Source organism: Chryseobacterium sp. W4I1, from assembly GCF_030816115.1.
GTDB lineage: Bacteria > Bacteroidota > Bacteroidia > Flavobacteriales > Weeksellaceae > Chryseobacterium.
Map to the genome: position 1 here is coordinate 754,817 of NZ_JAUSXQ010000001.1, position 13,367 is coordinate 768,183.

Sequence of the window (13,367 nt, forward strand, 5' to 3'; positions counted from 1 at the left end):
ACAATCTTATACAATGCAAGACACCATTCTTTCCTCTGAATTTTCCTCCTCACCGGAACTTGTTGAAAAACTCTACCAATATGGCATCACCAAAAGCTATAGCGAGGGAGACATTATTTTAGATGAAAACGCTTCCATACGCTCTATTCCCATTGTGATGAAAGGAATGATCAAAGTGATCAGAACGGAAGAAGATGGAAGAGAAATACTGCTGTACTATATTCAGGCGGGAGAAAGTTGTATCATGTCTTTCCTGGGCGGAATGCATCAGGAAAAAAGTATAGTAAAAGCTGAAGTGGAAGAAGATGCTGAAATTCTTTTCCTGCCGGTAGATAAAGTTTCATTATTTATCAAGGAACATCCCGAATGGCTGGATTATATTTTCAGACTCTATCATAAACGTTTTGAAGAGTTACTGGACATCATCAATGCCATTGCTTTTAAAAAAGTAGACGAAAGGTTATTAGACCTTCTTCATAAAAAATATGAGCTTACAAATTCTAAAACCATTGTAATCACTCATGAACAGCTTGCCAATGAACTGGGAACCGCCAGAGTGGTAGTGTCCAGACTGCTCAAACAACTGGAAGAAGCAGGAAGGGTAAAGCTCGGCCGGAATAAACTTACGCTTTCTTAAAGTACACTAGCTAATAATTAACTAGATAGTATTCATTCCTCAAATAATATAAAAAACAGGATTCCAATAACGTTTATTTTTTGAATTTTATATGGCTTTTTTGGTTTAAAAACATCTTATGTAACAAAAGTAGCTGTAGCTTTCTCCGGATATTTTCATTTTTGCTCAGAATTATTTGAATAACAAATGGAAATTATAGGATACGTAGCAGCAATTTTAATTGGGATTTCGTTGGGCTTAATAGGTGGTGGCGGAAGTATACTCACTGTTCCCGTGCTTTTTTATCTTTTTGGATTAGACGCTTTTATTGCCACAGAATATTCTCTTTTTATAGTAGGAATCAGCAGTGCTGTGGGATCATTTTCATATTTTAAAAAAGGGCTTGTAGATCTAAGAACCGCACTTATATTTGGCATTCCTTCCATTATATCTATTTTTCTTACCAGACTTTACCTGGTGCCGCTCATTCCGTCAGATATTTTCAGGATAGGTGATTTTATTCTGACAAGAAATATTTTTCTTCTTTTGGTTTTTGCTGGTTTGATGATCCTTGCCTCCTATAAAATGATTAGAAAAAATGCAGCAATAAAAACGAAGGGGCAAAATGGGAAATATCAGTCCTTTCTGGCAGCAGGAGAAGGTTCTGCTATAGGTGTTTTAACCGGATTGGTAGGAGCCGGCGGTGGTTTTATGATCATTCCCGCCTTAGTTAACCTCTTGAAAATGCCTATGAAAAATGCCGTTGGAACTTCACTCGTCATTATTTCTTTAAATTCTTTGATAGGTTTTTCTTCATCCGCTGGAAATGCAGCAATAGAATGGCGTTTTTTATGGTCTTTTACTGCTATTGCCGTTGCAGGAATTGTAATAGGCTCAAGGTTTTCCAGAAAGATCGACGGCGAAAAGCTAAAACCTGCTTTCGGATGGTTTATCCTGGCGATGGGAATGTATATCTTTTTTAAAGAGATCTTTTTATAATCCTTATGTAACAAAAGTAGCTGTAGTAAAAAGATGAAAGCAGCAAATTTGCATAAGTAAACAAAGTAAAATTGAACAGTATGAAAATTGAACAAATTTATACAGGATGTCTGGCTCAGGGAGCTTATTACATCATGTCAGACGGAGAGGCTGCTATCATAGATCCACTTCGTGAAACACAACCATACATAGAAAAACTGAAAAAGGATGGGGCAGAATTGAAATATATTTTTGAAACTCATTTCCATGCTGATTTCGTAAGCGGACATATAGATTTAAGCAGAAAAACAGGAGCTCCGATTGTATACGGACCTACTGCACAAACAGAATTTGAAGCCCTTATTGCAGAAGATGGGCAGATATTCAGACTTGGAAAGGTGGCTATAAAAATCCTTCATACCCCTGGACATACTCTGGAGAGTTCATCTTATCTGCTGATGGATGAAGATGGAAATGAAAAAGCCCTCTTTAGTGGTGATACCTTATTTTTAGGTGATGTGGGGCGTCCGGATCTGGCTCAGAAGACTGCAGATATGACCCGTGAAGAATTAGCAGGACTGTTGTACGACAGTTTATATCAGAAAATCCTTCCTTTGAAAGATGATATTATAGTATATCCTGCCCATGGTTCCGGATCCGCCTGTGGTAAAAATATGCAGAAGGAAACAGAGGATACATTAGGAAATCAGAAAAAAACAAACTATGCCCTTAATCAGAAAGATAAGGCAAGCTTTATAACGGCCATTACAGATGGATTGCTGCCTCCTCCTCCTTATTTCGGGATGAATGTTGCGATGAATAAAAATGGTTATAATAGTTTTGAAGAAGTACTATCAAAAGGAATGAATGCCCTTTCTCATGACCAGTTTGAAGAAACAGCAAAAAATTCAGGAGCTTTGGTACTGGACGTAAGAAATAATAAGAAATTTGCAGAAGGCTTTATTCCACAGTCTGTTAATATCGGGTTGGACGGTGATTTTGCGCCATGGGTAGGAGCTTTAGTTATAGACGTGAATCAGCCTTTACTGCTTGTTACTGATAAAGGATATGAAGAAGAAGCAGTTACCAGACTCAGCCGGGTAGGATTCGACAATGTTTTGGGATATCTGGAAGGCAGTTTTGAAGCCTGGGAAAAAAGTGGAAAAGAAACAGATGTTGTAAACCGTATTTCTGCTCAGTATTTTGAGAAGGAAATAAAAGGAAAAAATGCTAAGATCCTTGACGTGAGAAAAGAAAGTGAATACAATGCAGAACACATAGAAGGGGCATACAGCAGGCCTTTAGCTTATATCAATGAATGGATCAATGAAATAAACCAGGAAGAGCATTTCTATATACATTGTGCAGGAGGATACAGAAGTATGATGGCTGCAGGTATTCTTATGGCAAGAGGGTATAGGAATTTTACGGAAATTGAAGGAGGTTTTAATGCCATTGCAAAGACTGATATTCCGAAAAGTGATTTCGTGTGTCAGACCAAAATTTTAAAATAAATTAAGATAAAAATAGATGTTAGATATTATTAAAGAACCCTGGCCCTGGTATATAGCTGGCCCTTTAATCGGGCTTACTGTTCCGGCCCTGTTGATTTTGGGAAATAAATCTTTTGGAATCAGTTCTTCACTCAGACACATCTGTGCAGCATGCATACCTGCGAAAATCAGCTTCTTTAGATATGACTGGAGAAAAGAAGCGTGGAACTTATTTTTTGTACTCGGAATTTTCTTTGGAGGGATGATTGCTGCCAACTTTATGTTTAATCCGGACGCAATTACAGTGAGTTCAGCACTTAAAACCGAGTTGGCAGGTTATGGCATTACAGATTATTCCAATCTTGTTCCTGTACAATTGATGAATTTTGAAAGTCTCTTAACTCTAAGAGGATTTATCATGATGGTTGCCGGTGGCTTTTTGGTAGGATTTGGAACCCGGTATGCCGGCGGATGCACAAGTGGTCATGCCATCATGGGACTTTCCAACCTGCAGTGGCCGTCTCTGGTAGCTACAGTCTGCTTTATGATTGGTGGTTTTATTATGGCCAACCTTATTTTACCAATCATTCTTTCCCTTTAACTAAAAATTTAAACAGAAATCAATTATGTCAGACAATAAAAAATTAAGCATTCATCATCAGGACACTGCCTGTACCAACGAAAGCAGCTTAAAACATCCATGGTATCATAACCTGAAATATCTGGTGGCAGGAATTATCTTTGGAATTATTTTTGTGAAAGCTGAGGTGATCAGCTGGTTCAGAATACAGGAAATGTTTCGCCTCCAGTCTTTTCATATGTACGGAATCATTGGCAGTGCTGTAATGGTGGGAATGATTTCGGTATGGCTGATCAAAAAAATCAATATCAAAACAATTCATGGCGAGACTATCTCTATACCATCCAAAAAATTTAATAAAGGCCAGATTTACGGTGGATTGATCTTTGGTTTTGGTTGGGCTATTACCGGAGCATGTCCCGGACCTCTTTTTGCCCAGATCGGGACCGGGGCATTAGCCGTCTCCATAACACTTCTGAGTGCTATTGCCGGAACTTGGGTATATGGATACTTCAGAGACAAGCTGCCTCATTGATCCCAAAAAATAAAAAAAAGACCGTAGATAATTTGCTATGGTCTTTTTTCTTTTCAGCTAGCGGGAAAATTGCTAATTTGGGAGGCAAATACATCTCACATGCAAAGTAGACGAAATTTCATAAAAAAAACCGCTGCAGCTTCTCTGGCACTTGCTGTAAATCCAATGGATCTTATGGCTAAAGACCTGCCGGAAAACCATAAAATAACAGGCAAGCCTATCGTTCTTTCCACCTGGAATTTCGGTCTGAAAGCCAATGAAGAAGCCTGGACCATTTTGGGAAAAGGCGGAAAAGCTCTGGATGCGGTGGAAAAGGGAGTTCGTCTGGTAGAATTGGACCCTACGGAAAGAAGTGTAGGCTATGGAGGACGTCCGGACAGGGACGGAAGAGTAACCCTTGATGCCTGTATTATGGACGAAAACTACAATATAGGTTCAGTAGCTTGTTTAGAACACGTTAAAAATCCAATTTCTGTAGCAAGAGCAGTTATGGAAAAAACACCTCATGTAATGCTGGTAGGAGACGGAGCATTGCAGTTTGCCCTTTCACAGGGATTTAAAAAAGAAAATCTTCTTACTCCCGATTCAGAAAAAGAATGGAAAGAATGGCTGAAAACCAGTGAATATAAGCCGGTTGCCAATATTGAAAACCATGATACCATTGGAATGATCGCCCTTGATGCACAGGGAAACCTTTCCGGAGCCTGTACCACCAGCGGTATGGCTTTTAAAATGCATGGAAGGGTAGGAGATTCTCCCATTATTGGGGCAGGTTTATTTGTTGACAATGAAGTGGGAGCTGCTACCGCTACCGGACACGGTGAAGAAGTAATCCGTACAGTCGGAACCCATCTGGTGGTTGAGTTGATGAGGCAAGGCCGAAACCCACAACAGGCATGCAAAGAAGCTGTAGAGAGAATTGTAAAAATTACCCAGAGAAGAAATAAAAACCTGAAAGATATCCAGGTTGGTTTCATTGCCCTGAATAAAAAAGGAGAGTATGGTTCTTACTGTATTCAGGATGGATTTAATTTCGCAGTCTATGACCAGAAAGGAAATCGTCTGGAAAAACCAGAATTTGCCTTGAAATAATTAGATGTTCTGTTTAAACTTGATGTCAGGAAAATAAGAATCAACAGCGGTTTTAATAACCATTCAGGATTGGAAAGAAATTAAAATTTCGAAATATGAACAGATTTTAGAAAATAACTCTTTCTGATTGTAAAAATATCTCAGGAGTAATCTAAAAATATAAAGTAAATAAAAAATGTCAAAAATAGAAATAGCGTGCTTCAACCCGGAATCAGCAATGATTGCATTTGAAAATGGAGCCGATAGAATAGAATTATGTGACGGATTGAATGAAGGCGGAACAACGCCTGATTTTGAAACAACAAAAAAGCTCAGAGCAAAAATAAACATTCCAATTTTTGTAATGATCAGGCCCCGAGGCGGAGATTTTACCTATTCGGAAGCTGAATTTGAGCATATGGAAAAAGATCTTATCAGGCTGAAATCCCTGAATGTAGATGGTTTTGTTTTTGGAATCCTGGACGAAAATAATCAGGTAAATGTAGAACACAATACGATTTTGGTTGAGATGGCTTATCCTCTTCCCTGTACTTTTCACCGTGCTTTTGACCGGGCAAAAGGTCTTGAAGATTCCTTGGAAAAAGTCATTGACTGCGGCTTTAAAACAATTCTCACATCAGGTCAGAAGCCCAATGTTTCAGAAGGTAAGGAAAATCTTAAAAAGTTGGTTAAGCTGGCTGATGGAAGGCTTGAAATTCTGGTCGGTGGCGGACTTCGTTCAACCAATATTGAAGAGATCAGAGAATATACCAATGCGGGCTATTTTCATTCCTCAGCAATTACAGACGGTGGAGCTTTAGCCAGTGCTGACGAAATTATCGCTTTGAAAAATAAATAGTTCTTTTAACGCAAAGCTTTATTTCAGATAACGTTTTATTTGAGAAAGCAAAGAATCCGCCTTCGTTGTTATGAAGCTGTATGGATAAAAACATTTGCTTAATTGAGATTTTCGCTTTGAAAGTCAATAGTTTTTTAACGCAAAGTTTTATTTTAGATAACGCTCGATTTTGAGAGAGCAAAGAATTCGACTGCGTCGTTTATGAAGCTGAATGGATAAACGTTCGCTTAATCGAATCAACTTGTTGATTCTTCCCTTTGCTTTCCTTAAAACTCAACACGTCCTAAAATAAAACTTTGCGTTAAAAATAACATGGTATTAGTATCTTAATTAATTTAGATAACAAAACACAAATGAATGACAGAAAACGAACTATCCTACAAGATAATAGGAGCAGCAATAGAAGTTCACAAAAATCTAGGAGTCGGATTGTTGGAAAATGCTTATGAAACTGCGCTGGCTTATGAATTGAAAATACTTGGATTGGATGTGAAGCAACAAGTTTCCTTACCTTTAAAGTATAAAGAAATTACAGTAGAAAACGCCTATAGAATTGACTTAATTATAGAAAATAAGGTTATTATTGAAGTAAAATCTGTTCTGGAGCTGAATCCTGTTTTTTATTCCCAGGTTTTAACCTATCTGAAGCTAGCTAACCTAAATTTAGGGCTACTGATAAATTTTAACAGTGAACTTATTAAATACGGAATTCACAGAATTGTAAACAAACTTATTAATGAATAGATCTATCCTTTTTGCTTTCCTTTTTATTCAGAGTATCATGGGTGCACAGATTACGGAACGAAGTTTGTCTTCGGAAAAATGGCAGTTCAAAAATACAAAAGAACAGCAATGGCTGCCTGCAAGAATTCCTGGTACTGTACATCTTGATCTGATGAATAATAAAATGATTCCGGATCCTTTCAAAGATGAGAATGAGAAAAAAGTACAGTGGATAGAAAACGAAGACTGGGAGTACCAAACCACTTTTCAAGTATTATCAAAAGAACTGGAAAACGATCAGATAGACCTTGTTTTTAACGGCCTTGATACCTTTTCAGAAATTTACCTGAACGGAAAGCTGCTGAAAAAAATAGACAATATGTTCAGGAAATGGGAAATTCCTGTAAAAGACTTTTTGAAAGAAGGAAATAATGAATTAAAAATTAAATTCAGATCGGCAGTAAATGAAGGGAAAGAACTGGCAAAGAAAGTTCCTTTTACCACTCCCGAATCACCGAGAAGTTTTGTCAGAAAAGCCCAGTATCAGTTTGGATGGGATTGGGGACCAAGATTGGTGACTGCCGGAATATGGAAAGACATACAATTAAAACTCTGGAATTTGGCTAAAATCCAGAACGTTAAATATCATCAGATTTCTTCTGAGAATGGTTTGAATCTTAAATTTGAGATACAAATCGATACACAGAATCCTGGGGATTATGTGCTGAATATTAATAAATTAAATAAAAAAGTTTACCTTAAAAAAGGTCTCAATAGAATAAGTATTCCATACGGAACAGACGGATTAAAACTTTGGCAGCCCAATGGCTGGGGAGATGCCCATCTTTATGATTTTAAAATTGAACTATTTAAAGATAAGAGATCATTGGATCAGGAAAATATAAAAGTCGGACTCAGAACTGTGGAATTGGTTCAGGAAAAAGATGCAGCAGGAAAATCCTTCTATTTTAAAGTCAATGGAAAGCCACTCTATGCAAAGGGAGCCAACTGGATTCCTTCCGACAGCTTTTCACCCAGAATAGCTAAAGAAAAATATCAAAAGTTGATCAAGGACGCCAAAGATGCTAATATGAATATGATCCGTGTCTGGGGCGGTGGCATCTACGAAGATGATGAATTCTACAAAGCCTGTGACGAAAACGGTATTTTGGTCTGGCAGGATTTCATGTTTGCAGGAAGTTTTTATCCAGCTGATGAAGATTTTTTAAATAACGTAAAAGAAGAAGTAAAAGATCAGATTAACAGGCTTCAGAATCATCCTTCCATTGCTTTATGGTGTGGAAATAACGAAATTGATGAAGCTATTGTTAACTGGGGTTATCAGAAACAGTTCAAATACTCAAAAGAAGATTCCCTCCAAGTTTGGAAAGACTATAAAAAACTCTTCCACGAACTTATTCCAAATACATTGTGGGAAAGCCTTACTTCCGATAAAAATATCTATTGGCCCAGCTCACCATCTATCGGCTGGGGACACAAAGAAAGTCTCACAGAAGGAGATTCCCATTATTGGGGAGTCTGGTGGGGAGAACAACCCTTTGAAATATATAATGAAAAAGTTGGCCGCTTCATGTCAGAATATGGTTTTCAGGGTATGCCAAGCCTGGAAGCTGTGAAATCTATGTTTTCCGGGACTCCCGATCTCAATCTTCAGAATCCTGTCATAAAAGCCCATGAAAAGAATACAAGAGGCTGGGAGATCATCAGTGAATACATGAAAAGAGATTACAAAGTCCCAACAGACTTTATACAATATAATTACATTTCCCAGCTGCTTCAGTCCCGTGGGATGAGAATCGCTGTTGAAGCCCACCGCCGTTCAAAACCCTACAATATGGGAACCTTATACTGGCAGCTCAACGACTGCTGGCCGGTTGTTTCCTGGTCATCCATTGATTATCTGGGAAACTGGAAAGCTTTGCATTACCAGATGAAAAGAAGCTTTGAGCAACAGGTTATTTTAACAGAAGAAAAAGAAGGTGTTTTAAACTTCTACGCTGTTAATGACGGATTGAACATATTCAGTGATGTTAATTTAGAGCTACAGACAATAAATTTTGACGGTCAGATTTTAAAAGAGTTTAAGGCTGTTTCAAAAGAAAAAAAATTGGAAAGTATTTTGAAATTTGATCCCATACAAATGGCTACTTTAGTTTCTGATTCTGATAAAAATAAAGTCTTCCTACAGCTTACGCTTAAAGATGGCAGCGGGAAAATAATTGCTGTCAATCAACATTTCTTTTCAAAGCCTAAAGATCTTCAGTTGCCAAAGCCTGATATTAAGATTAAAAAAATCTCAGCAGATGAGGTTGAAATCTCTACAGATGTTTTGGCAAAAGATATTTATCTGATGGGAGATACCCAGTTCAATGATAACTTCTTTGACCTGCTTCCCAATACCTCAAAAAAGATCAAGCTTTCAAAACCCTTAGGAAATATTAACGTAATGAGTCTTTGGGATACATTGAAAAATTAAAAACTGTTGAATCTATAAAATTTTAAGATCATAACTGAAAAATCAGCCGTAACTTTATACTTTATTTTTTTAATATTATGGTGAATTTTGTTCTGATTGCGGTGTGTATTATTGCAGGAATGGTATTCAAAGCAACAAAATCTATCCATCCCGATGCTCACAAAGGCATCAATACCTGGATTCTTTACCTTGCCATGCCCGCGGTTTCCTTTAAATACCTGCCAAAAGTAAAATGGTCAGCAGAAATGCTGTTCCCGATTGCCGCTACCTTTCTGATTTCTGTTTTCTGCTTTTTCTTTATGATGTTTTACAGTAAAAGTAAAGGCTATTCAAGACGGTCCAGAAGCACATTAGAACTCACGAGCGGTTACAGTAATACATCTTTTATCGGGTTTCCCCTGATCAGTGCTTTTTATGGCGAAAGCCTTTTAAGTATAGCCATTATCTGCGATCAGACCATGTTCTTTGCTCTTTCTACATTGGGAATCATAGCAGCCGTGAAAGGAGGAAGCAAATCCGGAAAAGTAAGTGCTGTATTTATTCTTAAAAGATTAGTCAGTTTTCCACCGCTAATTGGCTGTATTGCAGCCTTAGTATTATCTCAGTTTATTGATTTTACCGCTGCAGAACCGTTTTTTGATAAACTCGCAGCAACCGTAAGCCCATTGGCTTTATTTTCTGTAGGTCTCCAGCTCAAATTCAACGGATGGAAAAAATTGATTCCTCAGATGTCAGCTTCCATGTTTTATAAACTGATCCTGGCTCCGGCAATTGTTCTTGGATTGGCTTTGCTTCTCAATATAAAAGGAGATATTGCAAAAATTACCATATTTGAAGCCGCAATGCCGACTGTTGTTACCTCAAGTATTATTGCAGAACAGTTCAGACTGAACACCAGACTTACCAACCTGATAGTTGGCCTCAGTATTATTGTTGGATTCCTCACTTCTGCCGTTTGGTATCAGATTATCGAATGGTTTTTCTAAATTTATTATTCTCAGAGTTAGAACTGTCATTCAGAGCGAAGCGAAAGAATCTCAAAAAGGCAGTTGTATTCTAGTTTTTATGCAAAGCTATATCTTAAAGCTCCATATTTTAACATTGATCTGATGAAGCAAACACCTTAACCATATAGCTTAATAATGGCGTAGCCACATCTTGCCTCCTTAAATCAAGAAATCCTAAATCAGACCTTTGCGTGTAAAAACTATAGTGATACAAAAAAATGATTTATATACAGAGAATAATCTCTCGCAGATTGGCGGATCTGGCAGATGTTTGCGTTATTTTTTATATGCTTTATCAGTTCAATCTACGAGATATTTTTAGTCAACAGTACTATGCAGATTACTGGATGAAAAATTCTATTCAATAGGAACGGGCTTTAGCCCGTTTGACTTTGAATAATAGGTAAATGGCTTTAGCCAAAATTTAAATTTATCCGGTATAACGGCCATTGCATCTCCTCGTAATGACAGAAGACAATCTCAACAAAAAATTGCAGTTCTCTAAAGAAAAATCTAATTTTACATTTTAAAAATTTCCCTTGCTGTACGCCCAAATTGTTTTACCCCTTAATTTAAAAGGATCTTTCACTTACAAAGTTCCTGAAGAACTGATATCTGTAATTCAGATTGGAATGCGGGTTTTGGTGCCGTTTGGGGGAAAGAAAATCTATACGGGAATCGTTTTTGAACTTCATGATAATGCTCCGGAAAGTTTTGTAGCCAAAGAAGTGATCAGTATTTTGGATGACAAACCCATACTTCCGGAAGAGCAGATCAGCTTCTGGAACTGGCTTTCAGAATATTACCTTTGTGGACTTGGAGAAATCTACCGTTTTGCATTTCCTTCTTCTTTAAAACTGGAAAGTGAAACCTATCTGAAATTAAAACCCAATATAACGGTTGATTTTGAGAATCTGGATGTCAATGAAATGTATCTTATTCAGGCATTGGAAGTACGCCAGCTGATCAACCTTACCGATATTGAGGCATTTATTCCTAAAAAGGATATCATCAAAACAATCAATTCTCTGATCGATCTGCAGTATATTGAAATAGACGAAAAAATAGCTGAAAAATATAAAGCTAAGGAAGTAGCCTATGTAAAAATCAATGATGAGGTTTTGAAAAATCAGAACCTTGCCGATATTCTTATAAAATTGAACAGGGCTTCAAAACAAAAAGACCTTTTCCTGGCCATTTTGGAAAAACAGACAGAACATCCTGAAACTCCCATTAAAAAAGCAGATCTTTTTGAAGACGGATATTTTGGAAGCTCCCATTTTAAGGCACTTGCAGATAAAAATCTTGTCGAAGAATATCACATGCAGAAAGACAGGATCGAAAGCTATGAAGGCGAAATTGAAGAACTTGAAGAACTTTCCGAACAGCAGAAGGAAGCTAAAACAGAGATTGATGAAGCTTTTGAAGAAGGAAAGAACGTGTTGTTGCACGGGGTAACCTCTTCGGGAAAGACCCATATTTATTTAGAGAAAATTGAAGAATGTATTCAGGAAGGGAAAAATGTCCTGTTCCTGCTTCCGGAAATTTCTCTGACGAAGCAGATTACCCAAAGATTAGAAAAAAAATACGGCAGACAGCTCGGTTTCTATCATCAGAAATTAACCGATTTTGAAAGAGTGGAAGTCTGGAGAAGGATCAAACAGAATGATATTAAAGTTCTCATAGGAACACGTAATGCTCTGTTTCTACCTTTTCAGGATCTCGGACTTATCATTGTAGATGAAGAGCATGATTCTGCCTATAGGCCCAGAGAAGCTTCGCCTTATTTCAATGCAAAAGATGCCGCCTTGGTCATGGGGAATTTTTACGGAGCCGGAGTGATTCTCGGATCCGCCACCCCTTCTGTGGAAAGCTATTACAACGCCAGAAAAGATAAAATAAAATATATTTTCCTGAACGAAAGGTTTGGGGATGTGAAACTGCCGGAATACGAATTGATCAATTTTAAGGAGGCTCAGGAATCCAAGAAAGTCTCAGGGAACTTCTCTTTACATTTAATTGATGAGATCAAAAAAACACTGGACGAGAAAAATCAGGCCATTGTGCTTCATAACCGCCGGGGTTATGCCAATGTTATAGAATGCGAAAGCTGTGGCTATGTCAATTACTGCTCAAACTGTGATGTCGTAATGACGTATCATAAGGCTGCCAATGAGATGAAATGTCACTATTGCGGCCAGCGGGCATCAAAACCGAGAAGCTGCCCGAAATGCCAGTCAGAAAACCTCAATGAAAGAGGAGTAGGTGTAGAGCAGATTCATGAAGAAGTATCCAAATTGTTTCCTGATCATGAAGTAGACAGGATGGATGTAGACTCTATGCGTAAGAAATTTGCGTATGAAAAACTGTACGAAAAAATAGAAGACCGGGAAACAGACATTATTGTGGGAACGCAGATGATCTCCAAAGGGCTTGATTTTGATCATATAGAACTGGTTACCATTCCTAAAGCCGATTCTCTGCTCTATGTACAGGATTTCAGGGCCGAAGAAAGAGCTTATCAGCTGATCACGCAGGTTTCAGGGAGAGCGGGAAGAGTTTCAGGGAAAGGGAAAATTCTCATTCAGACCTATAATCCGGAACATTCCGTTTTCCAGCTTATTAAAATGAATAATCCTGCAAAGGTTTATAAATATATTCTTACCGAACGTCAGAAATTCCACTATCCGCCGTTCACAAAACTCATCATGATTGAGCTGAAACACAGGAAAGAAGATAAAGTGAACCGGGCTTCCCAGTTTTTAGGCTCTATTTTACGAAAATATCTTCCAGAAGAATGTGTTTTAGGACCCGAAAGAGCTCAGATTGCAAGACTGAATAATTTATACCAGTTTCAAATTATGCTCAAGCTTCCCCGCGGGAAAAAATATGATGAATTCAAGAAAATGGTTTTGCTGAGTTTGAATGAATTTGATGAAATCACTGCTTATCAAAGTATTAAAAAAGACGTTTTTGTGGATTTTTAACTTTTTTTAACAAACTTTACG

General features: G+C 37.7%; 11 protein-coding genes. All 11 read left to right on the plus strand.

Annotation, left to right across the window (positions count from 1 at the left end; translation table 11 throughout):
• The first annotated feature begins 13 nt into the window (after positions 1–13).
• The 11 genes from QF044_RS03490 to priA all read left to right on the plus strand — a co-directional run bounded on the left by QF044_RS03490 (position 14) and on the right by priA (position 13,346).
• Complete coding sequence (locus QF044_RS03490; RefSeq protein ID WP_307263695.1) at positions 14–637, plus strand: Crp/Fnr family transcriptional regulator; 624 nt, start codon at positions 14–16, stop codon at positions 635–637.
• 186 nt (positions 638–823) lie between these two features.
• Complete coding sequence (locus QF044_RS03495; protein WP_307263697.1) at positions 824–1,615, plus strand: sulfite exporter TauE/SafE family protein; 792 nt, start codon at positions 824–826, stop codon at positions 1,613–1,615.
• A gap of 80 nt (positions 1,616–1,695) precedes the next feature.
• Entirely contained in the window at positions 1,696–3,108 is a 1,413-nt protein-coding gene (locus QF044_RS03500) for a rhodanese-like domain-containing protein (RefSeq protein ID WP_307263699.1), read from the plus strand.
• 16 nt (positions 3,109–3,124) lie between these two features.
• Positions 3,125–3,688, plus strand: coding sequence for a YeeE/YedE family protein (locus QF044_RS03505; protein WP_307263701.1), 564 nt, complete (start codon positions 3,125–3,127; stop codon positions 3,686–3,688).
• A 25-nt stretch (positions 3,689–3,713) separates the two neighbouring features.
• On the plus strand, positions 3,714–4,202 hold the full coding sequence (locus tag QF044_RS03510) for a YeeE/YedE family protein (RefSeq protein ID WP_307263704.1): 489 nt from the start codon (positions 3,714–3,716) through the stop codon (positions 4,200–4,202).
• Between the two features lie 99 nt (positions 4,203–4,301).
• On the plus strand, positions 4,302–5,294 hold the full coding sequence (locus QF044_RS03515) for an isoaspartyl peptidase/L-asparaginase family protein (RefSeq protein ID WP_307263707.1): 993 nt from the start codon (positions 4,302–4,304) through the stop codon (positions 5,292–5,294).
• Between the two features lie 175 nt (positions 5,295–5,469).
• Positions 5,470–6,132 (plus strand): copper homeostasis protein CutC, encoded by a 663-nt coding sequence (locus QF044_RS03520; protein WP_307263710.1) that lies wholly within the window; start codon positions 5,470–5,472, stop codon positions 6,130–6,132.
• A gap of 357 nt (positions 6,133–6,489) precedes the next feature.
• A complete protein-coding gene (locus QF044_RS03525) occupies positions 6,490–6,876 on the plus strand; it encodes a GxxExxY protein (RefSeq protein WP_307263712.1) in 387 nt (128 codons plus the stop codon).
• Entirely contained in the window at positions 6,869–9,352 is a 2,484-nt protein-coding gene (locus tag QF044_RS03530; protein ID WP_307263714.1) for a glycoside hydrolase family 2 protein, read from the plus strand. The genes QF044_RS03525 and QF044_RS03530 overlap by 8 nt, the downstream gene beginning before the upstream one ends.
• Positions 9,353–9,429: 77 nt before the next feature.
• Complete coding sequence (locus QF044_RS03535; RefSeq protein WP_307263717.1) at positions 9,430–10,338, plus strand: AEC family transporter; 909 nt, start codon at positions 9,430–9,432, stop codon at positions 10,336–10,338.
• Between the two features lie 560 nt (positions 10,339–10,898).
• The gene (gene priA / locus QF044_RS03540) at positions 10,899–13,346 is read left to right on the plus strand and encodes a primosomal protein N' (protein WP_307263720.1); all 2,448 of its coding nucleotides are present in this window, start codon (positions 10,899–10,901) and stop codon (positions 13,344–13,346) included.
• Positions 13,347–13,367 lie beyond the last annotated feature (21 nt).

Bases quoted from the DNA above. Each gene is read 5' to 3' on its own strand.
- QF044_RS03500 (WP_307263699.1), top strand. From the start codon at position 1,696: ATGAAAATTGAACAAATTTATACAGGATGTCTGGCTCAGGGAGCTTAT.
- QF044_RS03515 (WP_307263707.1), top strand. From the start codon at position 4,302: ATGCAAAGTAGACGAAATTTCATAAAAAAAACCGCTGCAGCTTCTCTG.
- QF044_RS03490 (WP_307263695.1), top strand. From the start codon at position 14: ATGCAAGACACCATTCTTTCCTCTGAATTTTCCTCCTCACCGGAACTT.
- QF044_RS03510 (WP_307263704.1), top strand. From the start codon at position 3,714: ATGTCAGACAATAAAAAATTAAGCATTCATCATCAGGACACTGCCTGT.
- QF044_RS03535 (WP_307263717.1), top strand. From the start codon at position 9,430: ATGGTGAATTTTGTTCTGATTGCGGTGTGTATTATTGCAGGAATGGTA.
- QF044_RS03530 (WP_307263714.1), top strand. From the start codon at position 6,869: ATGAATAGATCTATCCTTTTTGCTTTCCTTTTTATTCAGAGTATCATG.
- QF044_RS03520 (WP_307263710.1), top strand. From the start codon at position 5,470: ATGTCAAAAATAGAAATAGCGTGCTTCAACCCGGAATCAGCAATGATT.
- QF044_RS03495 (WP_307263697.1), top strand. From the start codon at position 824: ATGGAAATTATAGGATACGTAGCAGCAATTTTAATTGGGATTTCGTTG.
- QF044_RS03505 (WP_307263701.1), top strand. From the start codon at position 3,125: ATGTTAGATATTATTAAAGAACCCTGGCCCTGGTATATAGCTGGCCCT.
- QF044_RS03525 (WP_307263712.1), top strand. From the start codon at position 6,490: ATGACAGAAAACGAACTATCCTACAAGATAATAGGAGCAGCAATAGAA.